Annotated in this window: 20 protein-coding genes; 9 read left to right on the plus strand and 11 right to left on the minus strand. The window is 55.1% G+C overall.

Features of this window, described 5'->3' with window-relative positions; all coding sequences use genetic code 11:
• Positions 1 to 5 precede the first annotated feature (5 nt).
• The 5 genes from SynSYN20_RS12975 (at position 6) to SynSYN20_RS12995 (ending at position 6498) form a co-directional block, all read left to right on the plus strand.
• Positions 6 to 2009: an NAD(P)H-quinone oxidoreductase subunit 5 gene (locus SynSYN20_RS12975; protein ID WP_186524000.1), complete on the plus strand. Its 2004-nt coding sequence runs from the start codon at positions 6 to 8 to the stop codon at positions 2007 to 2009.
• Between the two features lie 116 nt (positions 2010 to 2125).
• Positions 2126 to 3802: an NAD(P)H-quinone oxidoreductase subunit 4 gene (locus tag SynSYN20_RS12980; protein ID WP_186524001.1), complete on the plus strand. Its 1677-nt coding sequence runs from the start codon at positions 2126 to 2128 to the stop codon at positions 3800 to 3802.
• Positions 3803 to 3887: 85 nt separating this feature from the next.
• The gene (locus tag SynSYN20_RS12985; RefSeq protein WP_186524002.1) at positions 3888 to 4277 is read left to right on the plus strand and encodes a lipopolysaccharide assembly protein LapA domain-containing protein; all 390 of its coding nucleotides are present in this window, start codon (positions 3888 to 3890) and stop codon (positions 4275 to 4277) included.
• Between the two features lie 97 nt (positions 4278 to 4374).
• On the plus strand, positions 4375 to 5277 hold the full coding sequence (locus SynSYN20_RS12990) for a segregation/condensation protein A (RefSeq protein WP_186525652.1): 903 nt from the start codon (positions 4375 to 4377) through the stop codon (positions 5275 to 5277).
• 45 nt (positions 5278 to 5322) lie between these two features.
• Entirely contained in the window at positions 5323 to 6498 is a 1176-nt protein-coding gene (locus tag SynSYN20_RS12995; RefSeq protein WP_186524003.1) for an NDP-sugar synthase, read from the plus strand.
• Here SynSYN20_RS12995 and SynSYN20_RS13000 read toward each other — a convergent pair.
• Positions 6482 to 7372, minus strand: a complete 891-nt coding sequence (locus tag SynSYN20_RS13000; RefSeq protein ID WP_186524004.1) for a methylenetetrahydrofolate reductase — start codon at positions 7370 to 7372, stop codon at positions 6482 to 6484. The two genes, SynSYN20_RS12995 and SynSYN20_RS13000, sit on opposite strands and share 17 nt — an antisense overlap.
• Before the next feature lie 108 nt (positions 7373 to 7480).
• On the opposite strand from SynSYN20_RS13000, the gene SynSYN20_RS13005 reads away from it, so the two are divergent.
• The gene (locus SynSYN20_RS13005) at positions 7481 to 7732 is read left to right on the plus strand and encodes a helix-turn-helix transcriptional regulator (RefSeq protein ID WP_186524005.1); all 252 of its coding nucleotides are present in this window, start codon (positions 7481 to 7483) and stop codon (positions 7730 to 7732) included.
• Positions 7733 to 7926: 194 nt separating this feature from the next.
• On the opposite strand, the gene SynSYN20_RS13010 is transcribed toward SynSYN20_RS13005, so the two are convergent.
• The 9 genes from SynSYN20_RS13010 to SynSYN20_RS13050 all read right to left on the minus strand — a co-directional run bounded on the left by SynSYN20_RS13010 (position 7927) and on the right by SynSYN20_RS13050 (position 15584).
• Positions 7927 to 8430: a CYTH domain-containing protein gene (locus SynSYN20_RS13010; protein ID WP_186524006.1), complete on the minus strand. Its 504-nt coding sequence runs from the start codon at positions 8428 to 8430 to the stop codon at positions 7927 to 7929.
• Position 8431: 1 nt separating this feature from the next.
• Positions 8432 to 9379 carry an NAD(+) kinase gene (locus tag SynSYN20_RS13015; protein ID WP_186524007.1) on the minus strand — a complete coding sequence of 316 codons (948 nt, stop codon included), beginning with the start codon at positions 9377 to 9379 and terminating at the stop codon, positions 8432 to 8434.
• A gap of 15 nt (positions 9380 to 9394) precedes the next feature.
• Positions 9395 to 9727: an NADH-quinone oxidoreductase subunit NuoK gene (gene nuoK / locus SynSYN20_RS13020; RefSeq protein ID WP_048347370.1), complete on the minus strand. Its 333-nt coding sequence runs from the start codon at positions 9725 to 9727 to the stop codon at positions 9395 to 9397.
• Between the two features lie 20 nt (positions 9728 to 9747).
• Entirely contained in the window at positions 9748 to 10347 is a 600-nt protein-coding gene (locus SynSYN20_RS13025; protein ID WP_186524008.1) for an NADH-quinone oxidoreductase subunit J, read from the minus strand.
• Positions 10344 to 11003 (minus strand): NAD(P)H-quinone oxidoreductase subunit I, encoded by a 660-nt coding sequence (gene ndhI / locus SynSYN20_RS13030; RefSeq protein WP_186524009.1) that lies wholly within the window; start codon positions 11001 to 11003, stop codon positions 10344 to 10346. The genes SynSYN20_RS13025 and ndhI overlap by 4 nt, the downstream gene beginning before the upstream one ends.
• Before the next feature lie 81 nt (positions 11004 to 11084).
• Entirely contained in the window at positions 11085 to 12203 is a 1119-nt protein-coding gene (nuoH, locus tag SynSYN20_RS13035; RefSeq protein WP_011620517.1) for an NADH-quinone oxidoreductase subunit NuoH, read from the minus strand.
• Between the two features lie 60 nt (positions 12204 to 12263).
• The gene (locus tag SynSYN20_RS13040) at positions 12264 to 13454 is read right to left on the minus strand and encodes a citrate synthase (RefSeq protein WP_370586736.1); all 1191 of its coding nucleotides are present in this window, start codon (positions 13452 to 13454) and stop codon (positions 12264 to 12266) included.
• A 32-nt stretch (positions 13455 to 13486) separates the two neighbouring features.
• A complete protein-coding gene (locus tag SynSYN20_RS13045) occupies positions 13487 to 13972 on the minus strand; it encodes a histidine phosphatase family protein (protein WP_186524010.1) in 486 nt (161 codons plus the stop codon).
• Positions 13965 to 15584, minus strand: a complete 1620-nt coding sequence (locus tag SynSYN20_RS13050) for a DUF3352 domain-containing protein (protein WP_186524011.1) — start codon at positions 15582 to 15584, stop codon at positions 13965 to 13967. The genes SynSYN20_RS13045 and SynSYN20_RS13050 overlap by 8 nt, the downstream gene beginning before the upstream one ends.
• Before the next feature lie 48 nt (positions 15585 to 15632).
• Between SynSYN20_RS13050 and SynSYN20_RS13055 the strand changes: the two genes are divergently transcribed.
• The 3 genes from SynSYN20_RS13055 to SynSYN20_RS13065 all read left to right on the plus strand — a co-directional run bounded on the left by SynSYN20_RS13055 (position 15633) and on the right by SynSYN20_RS13065 (position 18284).
• A complete protein-coding gene (locus SynSYN20_RS13055) occupies positions 15633 to 15983 on the plus strand; it encodes a rhodanese-like domain-containing protein (protein WP_186524012.1) in 351 nt (116 codons plus the stop codon).
• Between the two features lie 71 nt (positions 15984 to 16054).
• A complete protein-coding gene (gene hrcA / locus SynSYN20_RS13060; RefSeq protein WP_186524013.1) occupies positions 16055 to 17047 on the plus strand; it encodes a heat-inducible transcriptional repressor HrcA in 993 nt (330 codons plus the stop codon).
• Between the two features lies 1 nt (position 17048).
• Positions 17049 to 18284, plus strand: a complete 1236-nt coding sequence (locus SynSYN20_RS13065; protein WP_255476277.1) for an ABC transporter substrate-binding protein — start codon at positions 17049 to 17051, stop codon at positions 18282 to 18284.
• Positions 18285 to 18294: 10 nt separating this feature from the next.
• Here SynSYN20_RS13065 and SynSYN20_RS13070 read toward each other — a convergent pair whose 3' ends face one another.
• Positions 18295 to 19428, minus strand: a complete 1134-nt coding sequence (locus tag SynSYN20_RS13070; RefSeq protein ID WP_255476278.1) for a hypothetical protein — start codon at positions 19426 to 19428, stop codon at positions 18295 to 18297.
• Positions 19429 to 19487 lie beyond the last annotated feature (59 nt).

Here is a 19487-nt window from a genome sequence, read left to right on the forward strand (position 1 = left end):
TTCGGATGCCTTCGGCTGCCGATTTTGCCTGGCTGATCCCAGTGCTCCCTCTCGTTGGGGCATTGATCACAGGGCTTGGTCTGATTAGCTTCAATCGCACCATCAACCGGCTTAAAAAACCCGTTGCCTTGCTGCTGATCAGCTGCATTGGAGCTGCAGCGGTCATTAGCTATGCCGTTCTGTTCGAGCAATTGGGTGGAGCACCCCCCGTCGAGCATTTGTTCATTTGGGCGAGTGCTGGAGACTTCAGCCTTCCGATGGGGTACGTCGTCGACCCTCTTGCAGCTGTGATGCTCGCCTTGGTGACAACGGTGGCGCTGCTGGTGATGATTTATTCCCACGGCTACATGGCCCACGACAAGGGCTATGTGCGCTTCTTCACCTATCTAGCCATCTTCAGCAGCTCCATGTTGGGGCTCGTGGTGAGCCCCAATCTTCTGGAGATCTATGTGTTCTGGGAGCTGGTGGGGATGGCGTCCTACCTCTTGGTTGGCTTCTGGTACGACCGCGAAGGCGCCGCTCATGCAGCCCAGAAAGCGTTTGTCGTGAATCGCGTTGGCGATTTCGGACTTCTGCTCGGCATTCTTGGGCTCTATTGGGCCACCGGAAGCTTTGGATTCCAAGGTATTGCCGATGGATTATCAGCAGCGGTTAGCAGTGGAGTGGTGCCTGGATGGGCAGCGCTCGCTCTCTGCCTGTTCGTGTTTATGGGGCCAATGGCCAAGTCAGCCCAATTTCCTCTCCATGTTTGGCTGCCTGATGCCATGGAAGGTCCCACGCCGATCTCTGCTTTGATCCACGCGGCCACCATGGTCGCTGCAGGCGTTTTCCTTGTTGCAAGGCTGGAACCTCTGTACAGCCAGTTCCCGGCTGTGGGCACGTTCATCGCCGTGATTGGAACGATCACTTGCTTCTTAGGCGCCTCCATTGCTCTGACCCAAATGGATCTCAAAAAGGGGCTCGCTTACAGCACTGTGTCGCAGTTGGGCTACATGATGCTGGCCATGGGTTGCGGCGCTCCCGTTGCTGGCATGTTCCACCTGGTGACCCATGCCTTTTTCAAAGCGATGTTGTTCCTTGGCTCTGGATCTGTGATCCACGCCATGGAGGATGTGGTGGGTCACGAACCTGTCCTCGCCCAAGACATGCGACTGATGGGCGGACTTCGCAAAAAGATGCCGATTACGGCCATCACCTTCTTAATTGGTTGTGTTGCCATTAGTGGCATCCCACCCCTAGCTGGCTTCTGGAGCAAGGACGAGATCCTTGGCCAGGCCTTCAACAGTTTCCCGCTGCTCTGGGCAGTTGGCTTTGCCACTGCGGGTATGACCGCCTTTTATATGTTCCGCCTTTACTTCCTCACCTTTGAAGGTGAGTTCCGAGGCAATGATTCAGCTCTGCAACAAGAGCTCATGGCTGCCGCCGGCAAGAACGTCGAAGAGGGTCATGATCACCATGCCGCCGGAAGTGTCCATGAGTCGCCGTGGTCGATGACCCTTCCGCTCGCTGTTCTCGCGGTTCCCTCAGCCCTGATCGGCTTGCTTGGAACACCCTGGAACAGTCGCTTTGCTGGGCTGCTGAATCCCGAAGAGGCAGCGGAAATGGCCGAACATTTCAGCTGGGGAGAATTCCTTCCGCTCGCAGGCGCCTCCGTCGCCATTTCAGTAACCGGCCTAACAGTGGCCGTCCTCGCCTATGCACTGCGCCGCATCGACCTTGGCGAACTGGTTGCCGCTCGCTTTCCAACCATCAACGCCTTCTTGGCAAACAAGTGGTACCTAGATGCCATCAACGAGAAATTGTTCGTTCGCAGCAGCCGCAAGTTGGCCCGTGAAGTCCTGGAAGTGGATGCAAAGGTTGTGGATGGGGTGGTGAATCTCACCGGTCTGCTCACCCTTGGTAGTGGCGAAGGTCTCAAATACTTCGAGACCGGCAGAGCCCAGTTCTATGCCCTGATCGTGTTTGGTGGAGTGATTGCCTTGGTGGTCCTCTTCGGGGCCCTGGGCTGAGCGATCTTCGAATTCCGAGCCTTCAGGCATGAGGGTTATGTGTGTCAACGCCTATCGAGTGGATGCGCGTTCGCCCAAGATTTCTACACTCCGAACAGTGGTGAAAGACCTGTCCCGTGCTCGAATTTGCCGTTAGTGCACCCTTTGATCCGGCATTCGACATCTCAAGCGGTATCGTTCCGGCCACGTTCCCCTGGTTGAGCCTTTCGATCCTGTTCCCCATCGTTGGGGCCTTCATCGTTCCATTCGTGCCAGACGAAGGTGATGGCAAACAAGTGCGCTGGTTTGCGCTCGGTATCGCCCTCACCACCTTCCTCATCACTGCTGCGGCCTATCTCACGGGATACGACCCCAGTTACAGCGGACTCCAACTGTCGGAACGGGTGAGCTGGCTGCCCAATCTTGGGCTCACATGGGCTGTCGGGGCTGATGGCCTCTCGATGCCGCTTATCCTGCTCACAAGCTTCATCACGGCCTTGGCGGTTCTGGCCGCCTGGCCTGTGACCTTTAAACCCAAGCTGTTCTTCTTCTTGATCCTGGCGATGGATGGCGGCCAAATTGCCGTCTTCGCTGTCCAAGACATGCTGCTTTTCTTCCTCGCCTGGGAACTAGAGCTGCTTCCGGTTTATCTCTTGTTGGCCATCTGGGGCGGAAAGAAACGTCAATACGCGGCGACAAAGTTCATTCTTTACACAGCTGGCAGCTCACTGTTCATCCTCTTGGCGGCCTTGGCCATGGGCTTTTTTGGAGGTGGAGTGCCCAATTTTGAATACAGCGTTCTAGCCCAAAAGGGATTCAGCACTGGATTTGAGCTGCTCTGTTACGCGGGGTTGTTGATTGCATTCGGGGTGAAATTACCGATTGTTCCCCTCCACACCTGGCTTCCTGATGCCCATGGGGAGGCCACCGCACCTGTACACATGTTGCTGGCAGGCATTTTGCTCAAAATGGGTGGCTATGCCTTGATGCGCTTTAACGCCGAAATCCTGCCCGGAGCACATGCCCAATTCGCACCCCTTCTGGTGGTGCTGGGAGTCGTAAACATCATTTACGCAGCGCTCACATCTTTCGCGCAACGCAACCTCAAACGCAAGATCGCTTACAGCTCCATCAGCCATATGGGCTTCGTGCTGATTGGCATTGGCAGCTTCAGCGAGTTAGGGACGAGTGGCGCCATGCTTCAGATGATCAGTCATGGACTGATCGGAGCCAGTCTGTTCTTTCTTGTGGGTGCCACCTACGACCGTACCCACACCCTCCAGCTGGATGAAATGGGTGGCATTGGCCAAAAAATGCGCATCATGTTTGCCCTCTGGACTGTTTGCTGCCTCGCCTCCCTCGCCCTGCCTGGCATGAGCGGATTCGTCAGCGAGCTGATGGTGTTCACAGGCTTTGCCACCGATGAGGCTTACACCCTCAGCTTCCGCATCGTGATTGATGGGTTAGCTGCCATCGGGGTGATCCTGACTCCGATCTACCTGCTGTCGATGTTGAGAGAGATCTTTTTCGGGAAAGAAAACAGCGAACTGGTGTCTCACTCCAATCTTGTGGATGCTGAGCCCAGGGAGGTCTACATCATTGGTTGCCTGCTCGTTCCAATCATTGGGATCGGGCTCTATCCAAAACTGATGACTGACAGCTACAGCAATACAATCTCAGCTCTTGTGAAGCGGGACGTCGATGCGATGGAAAGGATCAAACGACCAACAGCACCTTTAATCCGCAGCACTTCCCTTGTGCCAGCGCTGTTCTCAGCACCAAAACTGACAGAGGCCACCCAGCCCATCTCGTAAAGATCTTCGTCCTTTCTCTGCGAATGCGATTCAGAGCCTGAATCGCTCCTTAATTTTCAGACGCTTGTCGCACACTCTGTTCGCCATGCGTCAGATCAATTTCAGTCTGATTTTCATCTTCGGACTCGGCACGGTGTTTTTCACGTTGGAAAACACCAACCCCACCACGGTCAACGTTTTGCCGTGGATGCACTACACCTTGCCTCTGGCCGCTCTACTACTCCTATCAGCGGGTATCGGTGCAGTTGCAGCCTGGCTTTTTGCAAGCTGGAGCGGAATGCTCAACACGGTCGAACGCTTAGGCAAAGCCACTGACCTCGAAGCCCAGCAGGTTCGCATTCAAGAGCTGGAAACCGACCTCGATCGCTACCGCTCAACAGTGCAGACCCAGTTAGGACTGCTGCCATCAGGCAACAGTGACTCGGCCTCAACCACAAGCGCGAATCCCACCGTCGACATCGATACCAATTCCTAAAAAAGAAAGGCTTGACGGAGCGAAAGAAGCGAATCTCCTGTGGGGACTGGCGTCCCCGGGATTGGGCCGATACCCTTCGCTCAGATTGAGATTGTCTTTGTCTTATGCCGGTCTGACCTCGAAAGCTGATGCCGGCGCCCGTCTTGCGATCCGTCTTCTTCAGGATGCCGCCCAAAGCGGCACTCTCGATCCATGGGATGTTGACGTCATTGCAGTCGTAGACGGATTCTTAGATCAACTCAGACAACGCATCGAAGTTCCCAGGCGCGTTGCCGTTCAGCTGGGCCAACAGGGAGGAAGCTACGAGCGTGATCTAGCAGAAAGCAGCGAAGCCTTTCTCGCTGCTTCCGTGTTGGTGGGGCTTAAAGCAGAAGTGCTTGAAGCCAGCACTCTCCCTCCAGAACCAATGCTGGAAGAAGCCTTCGACGCTGACTTGATGGAGCAGGGTTGGCTGGATCCCCGCTTCAATTTGCCCAGACACCCTGAACGCCACCTTCTAAGGCGCCCTGTTGCTCCACCTCCCCTAAGGCGGCCCGTCACGCTTGGGGAACTGATCGAACAGTTGGAGACCATTGCCGAGCAATTAGAGACAGACGAACTAGACATGCGCCGGCGGCAGCGGCAAAAGCGCTTCAGCAATCGCGAGGCGATCGCCCAAGTAGCGGCGTTGGCTCACCGAGAAAAACTCCCTGAAACCACCGCAGCCTTAGGAATTTTCTTGAAAGGATGGGAGCAGGCCTTGCACTGGATTGATTTCGAGTTTCTCGTCAGCCGCTGGGCAGAGGCGGCTGGACCTGACCTGGACACCGATCGCGTCGGGGTGTTTTGGGCCCTGTTGTTTCTGTCCTCTCAGAGTCAGGTGGAACTAGAGCAAGTGGGCTCGCTGCATGCACCCATTCGTTTAAAACGTCTGCTCGTTGCCGGTGAAATCACTCAGTTGCCGATCAAAAGTCTGGAAGTGCCAGATATCACGCCGACCTTGCCCGCGATTGCCGCTTAATCACCCTCGTATGTTGAGGAACACGTTTTCAAGCTTGGTACGTCAATGAAGGCCATGATCCTGGCCGCAGGCAAGGGAACCCGGGTACAGCCGATCACGCATGTGATCCCGAAACCGATGATTCCGATCCTGCAGAAACCGGTGATGGAGTTCCTGCTGGAGCTTCTCAAAGAGCATGGTTTCACTGAGGTCATGGTCAACGTGTCTCACTTGGCCGAGGAAATAGAGAATTATTTCCGCGATGGCCAGCGCTTCGGGGTTGAAATCGCATACAGCTTCGAAGGCAGTATTCAAGATGGCGAACTGATCGGAGACGCCCTGGGGTCTGCGGGAGGCCTCAAAAAAATCCAAGATTTTCAGACCTTTTTTGACGACACCTTTGTGGTGTTATGTGGCGACGCTCTGATCGACCTCGACCTCACCGAGGCCGTTAAGCGTCATCGTGCCAAAGGGGCTCTCGCCAGCCTTGTTACCAAAACAGTCCCCAAGGATCAGGTGAGCAGCTACGGGGTGGTGGTGAGTGATGACGACGGCAAAATCCAAGCCTTCCAAGAGAAGCCCAGTGTTGAGGAAGCTTTAAGCGACACGATTAACACCGGCATCTATCTCTTTGAACCTGAGATTTTTGAGCACATCCCCTCCGGGACATCCTTCGACATCGGAGCTGATCTCTTCCCCGCTTTGGTGAAGCAGGGAGCTCCTTTTTATGCGCTGCCCATGGATTTCGAATGGGTCGACATTGGCAAAGTGCCTGATTACTGGCAAGCCATTCGCAGCGTTCTCCAAGGAGAGGTTCGCCAAGTTGGCGTCCCTGGGAAAGAGGTCAAGCCTGGGGTCTTTACGGGCCTAAACGTGGCGGCCAACTGGGACAAAATCAACGTTGAAGGCCCGATCTACGTGGGCGGAATGACCAAAATTGAGGATGGTGCCTCATTGATCGGTCCCACGATGATTGGACCAAGTTGCTATATCTGCGAAGGCGCAACCATCGACAACTCGATCATTTTTGATTACTCCAGGATCGGGGCAGGCGTGCAATTAGTCGAGAAACTTGTGTTTGGCCGCTATTGCGTTGACAAAGAAGGTGATCACATTGATCTCCAAGAAGCGGCACTTGATTGGTTGATCACGGATGCACGTCGCCAGGACTTGGTGGAGCCTTCTCCTCAACAGAAAGCCATGGCAGAACTGCTAGGGACCGATCTCACCCAGGCAAGCTGACGCCAGCTTGTTTCAAAATCGCTGGGATGCGTTCCTCTGCCTTGATGGCCATTAAATGAACGCCTTGAGCCACTCCTAGGTATTGCTGAACCTGCTCAGCGGCAATTTGTATTCCCTCTGCCGCAGGGTCTGCCGCGGCCTCCAATCGGGCGATCAGGTTCTCGGGAATGCAAGCACCAGGAACCATCCGATTGATAAAACTTGCATTGCGCGCCGACTTCAGCAAGAACACACCAGCGAGGACTGGAAGCTGCATGGGTTCGGCTATCTCACGGCAAAACCGCTCCAAAACCGCAGCATCCATCACCATCTGCGTCTGAATAAAACGTGCTCCTGCAGCTTTTTTTCGCTGCATACGTCGTACCAAGCCCGACCAGCTCGCACACTGGGGATCAGCAGCCGCTCCAGCGAAGATGTTGGTCGGGCCATCGGCAAGCTGACCCTTAACCGGATCATCGCCCCGATTGAAGGCCGTGACCTGCTGTAGCAATCGCACGGATTCCAGTTCATTCACAGGACGTGCTTTGGACTGATCACCAGCACGAACAGGGTCACCTGTGAGGCAAAGAAGATTGCGAATCCCCAAAGCATGGGCACCCAAGAGATCAGCTTGAATCGCAATGCGATTGCGATCGCGACAGGCCATCTGCAGTACAGGCTCAATGCCCTCGTCCAACAGGAGGCGAGCCAGCGCAAGACTGCTCATCCGCATGACCGCTCGACTGCCATCCGTGACATTGACGGCATGGACATGACCTTTTAAGCCCCTTGCCATCTCGAGAGCATGGGATGGGTCTCCACCCCGTGGAGGCATCACTTCAGCCGTAATGGTGACGGTCCCAGCCTCGAGGCTGCTTTGCAGCGCTGAACTCAAATGAACGATCGCTACTACAGAACACTATGGAAGATCAGGTTCTCCATACCTGCTTAAGATGCAAACCATGGTCCAAGAAGAATGGCCATCGGCTAGGAGCCCTGTTCAATGACTGTTTCCCTCTCCAGCCGCGAAATCGAGATCATCGAACTGGTGGCCGAAGGGCTGACCAATCAAGAGATCGCTGAACGACTAACGATCAGCAAGCGCACGGTCGACAACCACGTCAGCAACGTGTTCACGAAAACCGGCTCAAAGAATCGAGTGGCCCTGTTGAACTGGGCTATGGATCACGGGAAAATTTGTCGAGACGGCTTTAATTGCTGTGTCCTTCCCTCTGATGCCTCCGACGAGACCTAACCGGAAGAGGTTCAGGGATTGGGATGTCTGTAAGCGAGCAGCTCGCCAAAGAAAGGCCAAACAAGCTGGCGTAAGCGAGACAGGCTTCTCGATCTAAGCCTGTGAAACGCAGGATGCCATCAGAGTCGTAAAGACCAAGCATGCCGTCTCCCTCGCGAGCCATGCTCCAAACCTAAAGGAAATCGAAAGAATTTTTAGGTTTGGAGCCGATATTGGTCAATCCAATCCTGAGGCCACCTTGAAAGCGGTTGATAGGCGAGCGCTGCATTGCTCCAGCGCTGATCCCCTGTAATTTCAACGCCACACCAGTCGGGGATGGTCAAGGGGCTATCGGAGGTCTCGAGCTCAACCTCAGCCAGGATTAAGGGTGAATTACTTCCTTCAAAGCAATCAACGACCCAGTCGCCGCCTTCCTGTTGAAGGGAGTAGCGCGTTTTAACCAGGCGATGGGGCGTCAGTGCCCAAAGCTCCTCCGCATCCCTCTCTGGAATGTCGTACTCGAATTCATGGCGAGCAATCCCGGCGGCAGGAGCCTTCAACGTCAGCCATGCCCTGCCATCTGCGCGCAAGCGCATGCGAACAGTGAATCCATCTGGCGAGGCTGACAAATATCCCTGTCGTAGCGCTTGCGGGGGTCCCGCCAGAAGACGCCAACCAGAATTTGCAACCAGGAAGCGCCGTTCAATCTCCAATGCCATCTCAGTTTGCGGAGGGAGCACTATCCAGCAAACTCCCCGCCCAGTGAAGTTTGCGTGACAGCGTTCGGTAATAGGAGGGACTTTGCTCCAACTGCACCATCAGCGCGTGATGCGCGGCCTGCTGAATCACGCAGCATTCACCTGGACCAAAAACCTCTCCAGCAGACCCATCTTTCCAAAGTTTCACCTGCCGGCTGGCATCACCAAGAGGCCAGATCACAACCCTGGATCGGGGAGGCAATACAACAGCACGACTCGACAGACTCATTGGACAAATCGGACTGACGACAATTGCATCGATGCCTGGATGCAAGATCGGGCCGCCCGCCGCCATCGCATAACCCGTCGAGCCTGTAGGCGAGGCCAAAATCAAGCCATCTCCGCGGACTTGGTCAACAACCTCTCCATCGATCTCCATTTCCAGAATGCAGGTTGGAGACAAATCCTCGTGATAAGGCTTGAGGTAAAGGTCATTCAGGGCCCAGTGAATCTCCTGATGGTCAGAAGGACCAACTTCCATGCCAGAGGCCCCCTCCGAACCATGCAGATCCCCCATGCGCTGGATCACCGCCTGCAACATCATGCGCCGTTCCAAGGCAAAACGATCTTCCAGCACGCGCTGCCAGAGCCCTTCACTCCTGAGCAAGCCGGGATCATGCGTCAGAAAGCCAAGATGGCCTCCCACGTTGAAACTCAGAATCGGGACATCAAGAACAGCGAGGTGTCGGGCAGCACCCAGCACGGTTCCATCACCACCAAGCACCACCGCCAGATCCGGTAGCCGAGGCTCAGAGGCCAGCAGCCCTGGGAAAGGGTCTGCCGTTAGGCCACTCATCGCCAAGACGCAAATCACACCGATCGTCTCGAGTTCATCGGCACAGCGACGCGCTTCTTTCAACGCCAGTGGGCTATCTGCGCGATATATCAGCCAGACCCGTTGAAGACGCATAACAGCGTGTCGCTTTTACCAGCGCAAAAGGTTGAAGCGCTCCATGTCCACAGTGACTCTGTTCCGGTACAGCGATAACAAGATTGCCAGACCGACCGCAGCCTCAGCTGCTGCAACTGTGATCACAAACACCGAGAAAACTTGGCCACGAATGAGTTGGCCATCCACATAGGACGAAAACGCCATCAGGTTGATGTTCACTGCATTGAGCATCAACTCAATGCTCATCAACACGCGGACAGCATTACGGCTGTTGATCAGACCCCAGACCCCTGTACAAAACAGGACTGCCGCCAACAGCAGATAGGCCTGGAGAGGAACGGAACCGGCAAGAAGCTCAGAGAGCATCACAAAAAAGAAGAAAGGATTCAGGCGCGAGGCTGGTCGACAAGCAAAGGGGTACGTGCCTTCTCAATCAGGCCCTGATCAACCTCTTCACCAGTCACTGGATCCTCCGATTGAACGTCACGACGGGCCAGAACAATCGCTCCAATCATGGCCATCAACAATAAAACAGATGCCAACTCAAAAGGCAGCAAATAATCGGTGAACAAGTGCTCACCAATTCGCACAGTTGCTTCCTCCCCGATCGGCGTTGGCCCCTTGGCCCAGGGAGTGGTGACAACCACACGGGTCAAAAGAGCAAAGAGGCCCACACATACACCCCCAGACAGAAGACGGCGTATGAGGAGTCCAGGGATCGGAGCTAGATCCTCCTTCTTGTTGACCAGCATGATCGCAAACAGGATCAAGACGTTGACTGCACCCACGTACACCAGCACTTGGGCCGCTGCCACAAAACTGGCGTTTAACAGCAGGTAGAGACCTGCCACAGCCAAAAACACACCACCAAGGAGGAAGGCTGAATACACGATGTTGCTTAGGAGCACAACACCGAGAGCTCCCAGCACGATGACGGCACTCAGTGCCAAAAAACTAATGAGCTGCGTTGACGCGGCGATCGTCATCCTGCGCTCTCCTCCTCATTGGAAGCTGATGAAGATGATTCTCTCCCATCCTCGGCAACCTTCATGGATCCAGCTGCCTTGAGTTCCTCAAGAATTTGCTCAGGGAGCTTGCCCGCTCGTGGACGATCAGGAGAAACGCCATGGGGATGAACTTCTCCAGCAGGCAAATACACCAGTTCCCGCAACGGCTGGACCGATGGATCTGTCGTCACACTGGTGGGCAGGCGACCTAAAGCAACATTGTCGTAATTCAGGCTGTGGCGATCGAAGGCTGCCAATTCATATTCTTCAGTCATCGACAAGCAATTGGTGGGGCAGTACTCCACACAATTGCCACAGAAAATACAAACTCCGAAATCAATTGAATAGTTGCGTAGCTCTTTTTTCTTCGTCTCCTTGTTCATCACCCAATCAACCACCGGGAGATTGATGGGACACACACGCACACAGACCTCACAGGCAATGCACTTGTCGAATTCGTAATGAATACGTCCTCGATACCGCTCTGAAGGAATCAGCTTTTCGTAGGGGTACTGCACCGTGACCGGACGGCGCTTCATGTGATCGAAGGTGACCGACAGGCCTTGCGTGAGATTACGGGCCGCATCCACTGCATCCCTGGTGTAATCACCAACCTGTTTAAGGAAGCCGAACATGGTTTGGAATCGGGGAAGTGAACGATCGAGGAGTCAAAACCCGGCTTTCATGATGCCGCCGGGAAAGAAGAAGTGACGAGTTCAGCCGCCAAAAGCGACCGGGAAAGCCAGCTTGAGAGCGGCTGTGACCAGGAGGTTGACCAAGGCCAGAGGCAACAGAAATTTCCAGCCAAGGTCCAATAACTGATCGATCCTGACCCGTGGGGTGGTCCAACGCAAAAGGATTGCGATGAAGACCAGCAGGTAGGCCTTCAAGACAGTCATCACTATGCCCACAGTGCCTGTGATCAGTTGCACGAGAGGAGCGTCAATGGGCTGACCTAACCACGAAGCAAGCCATTCAACCGGGATCGGGAAGCCCCAACCACCCAGATAAAGGATGGAAACGAGGAGAGCCGATAGAACGAGATTGATGTAACTGCCCAGATAGAAGAGGGCAAATTTCATTCCCGAGTATTCGGTCTGATAGCCAGCAACGAGTTCTTCTTCCGCTTCTGGGAGGTCAAAAGGCAAACGCTCACATTCAGCGAGCGCACAGATCCAGAAAATCAAGAAGCCCACGGGCTGGCGCCAGATGTTCCAACTCAGAACACCAGCTCCAGTTTGTTGATTGACAATATCGACGGTGCTTAGGGAGTTACTCATCATCACGACGGCCAGTACGGCCAACGCGAGGGGGATCTCGTAACTGATCGACTGGGCTGCTGCACGGAGGCCGCCCAACAACGAATATTTGTTGTTTGAGGCGTAGCCACTCATCAAAAGGCCAATGGGCTGAACGCTGCTGAGCGAGATCCAAAGGAAAATGCCAACGCCAACATCACTGATCAGCAGGTTCTGGCCGAAGGGCACGATCAACCAGGACAAAATGACTGGCACCACCACCAGCACAGGGCCAAGGGTGAAGAGAATGCTGTCTGCGCGATCCGGAATGATGTCTTCCTTAACGAGCAATTTGAGGCCATCGGCAAGAGGCTGAAGAACGCCGAGGGCTCCGGCGTACTCAGGCCCAACCCTTTGTTGCACGGCCGCAGAAATTTTTCGTTCCAGCCACACCGTGACCAAAACCCCAACAACGGCGGCCACAAGGACCAGCAACATCGGGAAGGGAAGCCAGAGCATGCGTGCAGCCTGGGCCGAGAGCCCAAGCCCCTCCAGTGCCTGACTGAAGCTCTGCTCAAGATCAAGACCCGGGCTCACCAGAGCCGGCGCGGTGGTGGCGAGGGAAGTCACCATGTTCGGAGAACAGATTGATGCAACTTAAGCGCCCGCGGCATTCACCCGCTCGTCTGCAGGGACCCAATGACGTGCAGACGAGCCGGTGTAAATCTGAGATGGGCGGAAAATTCGATTGGCACCGAGCTGTTCCCTCCAGTGGGCCAGCCAACCAGCCACACGGGAAATCGCAAACACAGGGGTGAACAGATCTCTTGGAATCCCAAGTTTCCGGTAAACAAGGCCTGAATAAAAATCAACGTTGGGATAAATCCCTTTAGGCCCTAGGCGAATGGCGGCAGCCGTCTCAAGGGCATGGGCCACGTCGTAGAGATCGTCGTGACCAAACCGAGCAAACAACTCCTCAGCCAAGGACTGAAGGATCACAGCCCGAGGGTCTTTGACTTTGTACTCCCGATGGCCAAAACCCATCACTTTGCGCTTATTTGCCACGGCTGACTCGAGGTAGGAGTCGGCCTGTTCCGGAGTCCCGATCTCCTCCAACATCGCGAGCACATCTTCGTTGGCACCTCCATGAAGAGGGCCCGCCAACGTTCCAACGGCCGATGCCACGACGGCATACGGGTCCGTCAACGTGCTTGCCGTCACTCTGGCGCTGAAGGTGCTGGCATTAAGGCTGTGCTCAGCGTGAAGGATCAAACAGCGATCAAAGATTCGAGAGGCAAGAGGGTCGGGCTCTTGTTCCGTAAGCATGTACAAGAAATTGGCGGAGTACGCCAGGTCGTCACGCGGCTGGATTGGATCCTGGCCTTTACGGATCAATTGGAAGGCCGCCACCATCGTTGGAATCTTGGCAATCAGCCTGACAACAGCGTCATAGATGTATTGAGGATCATCAATGGCCCGACGGGAATAAAAAAGCCCTAATGACGCCGCGCTCGACTGAAGAGCATCCATCGGATGCCCGTTGGCGGGGAAGCACTTCATCATGTCGCGCACTCGAAAGCTGACGCGACGATGCATCTGCACTTCGTGCTCGAAATCACGAAATTGCTGAGGTGTTGGCAGTTCCCCCCAGATCAACAGATACGTGGTCTCCAGGAAACTGCTGTGGACCGCGAGGTCATCAAGGGAGTAGCCCCGATAGGAGAGGCGCCCCTGCAGGCCGTCAATGTCGCAAATCGAAGATTGGGTGGCCGGGACACCCTCCAGGCCGGGTCTAAACACCAACCCCGTGCGTTCATGCCTGATTTCGCTCCCGCCGGTCTGACTCACCACCACCCACAACGACAACTCATCAACGCAACTTAAACGCAGCCCGGCAATAACAGACTTGGCCTGAGTAACCCCTGCAGCTGCGCTATTCCACGGGGATCTTGATGGGATGGGTCCCAACGGAGATGGCAGAGCCCTGCCTTGCGCAGGCGCAGGGCATCAGATCGCGCACCTATCAGCTCCGCAGCCAGCTGGCTCAAATCAGGTTCGTGACCCACAAGCAAACACGAGCCTTGCAAGCGCTGAACCAAGGGCCATGGATCCCCTCCAGGCTCAAGACAACGGGCGAGCTCAATCTCAGCAGCCAAACCACTTTTCACCGCCAGCTCAGCTGTTTCACGCGCTCGGCGATAAGGACTGCTGTACAAGCGGTCGGCGATCAATCCGAGATCGCGCAGACGGCAGCACACCTTGAATGTGCGCTCGACTCCCAAAGGCGTCAGACAACGATCTGGATGATCCACGCCTTGGTGGCACTCAACCGCGATGCCGTGACGCAACAGCAGCAGGTCAACCAAATCGCAGCTGAGCGCGGAGTCGTAAGCGGTTAGAGCCTGCTTGACCAGCGCCTTCCTCTTGGTCCGGACCAGCAGCCAAAGCAAGTTCCTGCACCGCTGGGAGCAGGGGCTGGCCAGCCACCGACTGAATCAAACGCCAGGGCCGCCACTTTTGGAGCTGAGCGCGGCTGAGCTCTGTCGCCAATGCCAACTGCTGTGCCAGAGGCGCCGCCCCTTCGTCCTGCAAGGCCCGTAGTTGATCTAAACGAGGCTCGAGGGCTGCGTGATCTTGACGCGTTGTTAGAGCATCTAACGTCTGCCCCCACCAGTCTTGGCCGGATTCACGTTCTAAAGCCACCGCAAGTTGGGCCTGTAGAGAAGCTTCACCCCGCTGCCTCTGCCGAGCTAGTCGGGTCCACACCTCAAGGGAGGAGCCATCAGAGGGCAGGGCCGAGCGCACGAGACCCTTGGCCTGGAGGTCCGCATCCACGGCCTCCAAACCGGGCTGATCAGAGGATGTTCCCAACAGCCAACCCTCTTCTCCCTGCTCCCAGAGCAGTGGACCCGCATCCAACCCCACCACAGCTGAAGCCCCCTCGGCTCCAAGGGTTTGGAGAGTCTCCTTAAGAACAGGCGCTAACCATTGAGCAACGGGGGCCTCACTTTGAGGGCTTAGGAGAGCGGCAGGATCCGAGAGCACAGCCAGGGCCGATGCCGATCCACCAGCTGAACGCATCAAGGAATGCGACAGCGTTATCCCATTCCCGGCACTTCCAAGCGGCTGACGAAAACGCAAGACTGCGTCCAGATTGAGGGCAGTCCCTTTGGGGTCCAGTGCTGCCACTAGACCGACAAGGTCATCACGATCAGAGATGGAGCTCGGCATTCCAAGCCAGGTCGCCATCGCGGCGGAATCGGCAGTCAGCAGAGCCGCACCCCGACCGAGCTGCTTCAAATCAGCTTCCAGCGCTGAGTCGCCCAGCTGGTGCAGAGCATCCAGCTGGGACACATCCAGGGACTGTTCCAACACACCACGACTGGACGCAATCAAAAGCAGGTCATCATCGATTAAGGCTGTAGCGATGGGTTGTGGCTCTCGTCCAAGCAGCGCTCCGCGGCCGCTGATCACGCCCATTCCCCGATAACGACTGATTTGCAGATCGGTTCCAGCCAAACTCCGCGTTTGCCAAAAGCGTTGGAGAAAGCGCTTGGCACCGTCTTGATCGAGGCTGGTGAGCGCAAGCACCCAGCCCGCCGGCGCATCGGCGACGGGCGCAAGCAAAGAGAGACTGACCTGAGGACCGATCCAATCCGCGAGTTCTCCCACAAAATCCAAGCCCGCCAACGCAAAGGCGCCATCCCGCAATTGCTGCGTGCTGTCCCGTGCTTGGCGACGGCGTGACACCGGTGCCACCGCTTGGGCATAGGCAGGCATGCGCACAGGATCAGAGAGCCAATGCAAACTGAGCGATGCATCGTTCGGGACGAACCGAGCGGCTCGTGGCAACACCAGCGCTTGGCCAACAATTTTCAGAGGGCTCTGCTGTGCCATCGCCCACCACAAGCCCAATGCGGTGGTGAGCAGCACTAGCACCGCTGCAGCGACAGCTAAAAGGAAGGAACGCGCCTTCATGAAGCAGCAGGCGTGGGACTGGCCTCATCTTTATTCATGATGAATCCCATGACATCCTCTTCGCCCCAATCCATCAGCGCCAGAGACCTTCACGAGTGGCTGTCGAGCGGCAGCGCCCTTCAGCTCGTTGATGTTCGCGAGCACTCCGAACTGGAGATCGCGTCCTTCCCCGGACAGGTGGAACATCTACCGCTGAGTGAATCCAATCTCTGGCTTTCCGATCTGCCCGCAAGGCTGACAACCAACAAACCCATCGTGGTGATTTGTCATGCCGGGATCCGCAGCAGAAACTTTGGCTGCTGGCTCTTAGAGCAAGGGCCGGATTACGACGTCTGGAACTTAGAAGGTGGCATTCATGCCTGGAGTGTGGAAGTCGATCCGAGCGTTCCTCGTTACTGAGCAGCGGTTCATGACAACGCCACCAATCCAAGAGAAAACCTCCGTACGATTGATGAGCTGATTGTGTGCCTGTGCAGCCGCTGCCCCGCCGACAACAGGAGGTGCTCAAGGCCACGGTGCATCACTACGTTGACACGATTGAGCCAGTAGGGAGCAGAACCCTCGTTCAGAGGTTTGATCTGCAAGCCAGTGCTGCCACGGTGCGTTCAGCCATGGGGGCTCTAGAGCAGCGAGGTCTACTGACCCAACCACATACGTCTGCAGGACGGGTACCAAGCCCCAGTGGATACCGGCATTACGTGGATTGCCTTCTCCCCAGGCCCGGAACGATCGCCCAGCATCTCGATCAGGAATTAACCCAGCTCAGCCTTCGCTGGGCGGCTCTTGATGATTTGCTCCAAAACATGGCAAGACGGCTCACCGATTTCACGGGACTGATGAGCCTGATCACGCACCCCACCCAGAGGCAACCCGCGCTGGAAGCCATCCGACTGGTTCGCAGCGAAGAGCGCTTGCTGGTGATGTTGGTGGAGAATTCCAGCCAAGCCAGTCACCTCAACCTGCGGCTACCCCACGGCAGTGAACATCAAATTGAAGCGATGGATCAGTGGGCGCGCCGGCAGCTCGACAGCAATGGCAGTTTGAATTGGAATTCACTCCCAAGGGAACTGCAGGCCTGCGGCAAGGCTCTCCGCGATGCCATTCAAAGTCATCAGACCTTGCAGACCTCTCAAGAGACCAAGGCCTTGTTTCATGGAGTGTCTCGGCTCGTTGCCGAGCCTGAATTCAGCCAAAGCGCCAAGGTCAGACCACTCCTGGAACTGATGGATCAAAGCCCCGCATCCCTGACCCTCTCCGCTCCCGGTCCTGGATATGGCGTGTGGATTGGCCAAGAACATCCCGAGCAAGCCCTTCACCACTGCTCAGTGGTCCAAGCCTCCTACACAAGCGCCACTGACGGAGTGGGATACGTGGCGCTTGTGGGTCCAATGCGCATGGCCTACGCCACAGCCCTTGCTGCTGTAAAGAGTGCGGCTCATCATCTCGACCATCTCCTGAACTGACATGCCGTCCAAAGGGAGAACAGCGAAAACACGCCTCGCCATCCTCATCGGACTGAGTGTGGGAGGGGCATTAATTGCTATCTGGAGCGGTGTCAACCTGACCCAGCAACAGGATCGGCTTGACCTCCAACCCACCAACACTGTTGCTCCAAACGATGCAGCCCAGAACGTTTCCAGTGAGAACCTTGATTCACTGCTCGACGAAGAACCCCGCCCTTGGTTGCTGGCACAATCGCTTCCCCTGAAAGGACCCTCTGGACATATTGGAGAGCGCTTTGCCCTGGGAATCGACACGGTTTTACGGGACTTAAATAACCGCGGTGGCATTGCCGGACGACCCGTCAAAATCTGGCGGATTGATGATGGCTATGAGCCAGAAAACACCCTGAGAAATAGCCGCTTATTTGCGGCCGAACCCGAAGTTTTGGCCCTATTCGGCTTTTTTGGCACCCCCACGAGCAAGGCCGCCCTACCAATCGCCAAGAAAGCAGGACTCACACTCGTTGCACCTCTAACAGGCGCTAGCTCCCTGAGAACCAAGGGTCAGATCGGGGTTTTACATTTCCGAGCAAGTTATGCGGAGGAAGCCCGGCGAATCGTTGATCACCTCGTTAACGACGGCTTCGTGAGAATTGCCGTGGCGTATCAGAACGACGCCTATGGGAAAGACGTGCTTGCCAGCACAGTGGAGGCTTTGCAGACCCACGATCTCCGCGCTGTCAGCACGGCTGCTCTTCCACGAAACTCAACGGAAACAAAGCAAGCCTCCAAGACGATCGTCAAATCGAAGCCTGATGCCCTCATCGTGATCTCGCTCAGCAAAACGATGGCCTCGCTCGTGAACAACGTGCATCGAAATGGCAGCCGTCCGCAATTAATGACGATCTCTCCAACAGGAACGAAAGCGCTGTTTCGGGATCTGCCTCAAGCAGCAGCATTTGGCGTAGGAGTCACGCAAGTGGTGCCGTTCCCATGGGATGCACGACACCCTGATGTTGCAAGCTATCAACGACTCTTACGTCAACAACAACAAAATGTTGAGGTTGAAGTTGAAGTTGACTTCGATTTCTATAGCCTCGAAGGCTTCATGGCCGCACAATGGCTCGTCCAGGCGATGGAAACGGTCGCTCCAGAGATCACCCGCGACCGCCTGATGAATGAACTTAAGCGCACCACTCCTAAGCTCCATCGCAGCATTGATTTGGTGTTCCTTGGCAGTGATCCCTGGGAACCTTGAACGAAAATAGTTAAATCAATAACCAGCTGGCTGCTGATAGCAACACCATCACGAGAAGGGAGATCGGAGGCCAGGATTGCTCGTAGATGTGAATACGGTTCAAAATCAAGTTTCGGCGATCACCCTGCTCTAGACTCGCCCTTCTTTTAAGACTTTCAAGATAAAGAACCAACGCAAAACTAACAATCGAAAGAAGGTAAGCAATGGCATAAACAGAGTCTAAGAATGACAGATAAGGAAGATTCGGCAGTTCCGATCGATAGCCATCCTGCAAAAAGATCAATGTCAACAGAACCGCAATCGGGATCTCGACGCGAAACTCAGTGAGCACCCTCGTGATCAACACAATTGAGGCCATAACGACGACCAAGGGCTGAATCAATGTCCAAAAAGCAGACCAAGAAGACCGCTGATACGAGACATCAAAAATAAGCTGGCTGTATTCCTCATCCACAGCGCTAACTCCAAGACCGGAGGCAAAATGATGTCTGAATTCCCCGAACGACCAGCCCCGAGTTAGCCAGCCAAAGAGATCAGAATATTGGCCGATACCACTATCTCTTAAATCGGGAATCAAGCGAAGACTATCGTAAGTCAAATCACCAATCGAATCATCAACCTCCAGAACGACAGGCAGACTGACTGAATTGAACGGGAACCTCCGCAGGTCTAAATTGTCGATATAAAAATCTCCCGTATATAACATTCCCTGCCCGAAAGTGCCATCATCAAATTTACGAACATCTCGCAATGGCGTGATCACAGACGTTTCAGGATTAATATCATTTTCGAGGCTAATAATTTCCGAAACAGCAAGGCCACGCCCAACCAAATAGTTCTGAAAAGACTGACCCCAACGCATCCAGATATATCCCTTACTGGAGAAACTAGGAACTTCAAGATCCAGGCTAAAATTATTTGCCACGTAAATGCCTGTATACACCTTATACTTCGCCGCTTCGAGAAGTTGCGAATCACGCAGAATTTCGGCCCCTTTTAACGGCCTCCCACGCGTCGCGGCATCTGGAGCTTCATTGCGAATATGAGGAGTACTAGTGAGCCGAAGCAATTCTCGAGAACTGATCACATCCAGATTTTCTCTTCCAAGAAACTGAACAAGAAAAATCGCTGAGACCACGATCACCAAGATCAGTAGAAAGTCCCAAAATTTCAAACTGATGCCCAGTTTCCTGGAGGACTTCA

This window comes from Synechococcus sp. SYN20 (assembly GCF_014279555.1).
Taxonomy (GTDB): Bacteria; Cyanobacteriota; Cyanobacteriia; order PCC-6307; family Cyanobiaceae; genus Synechococcus_C.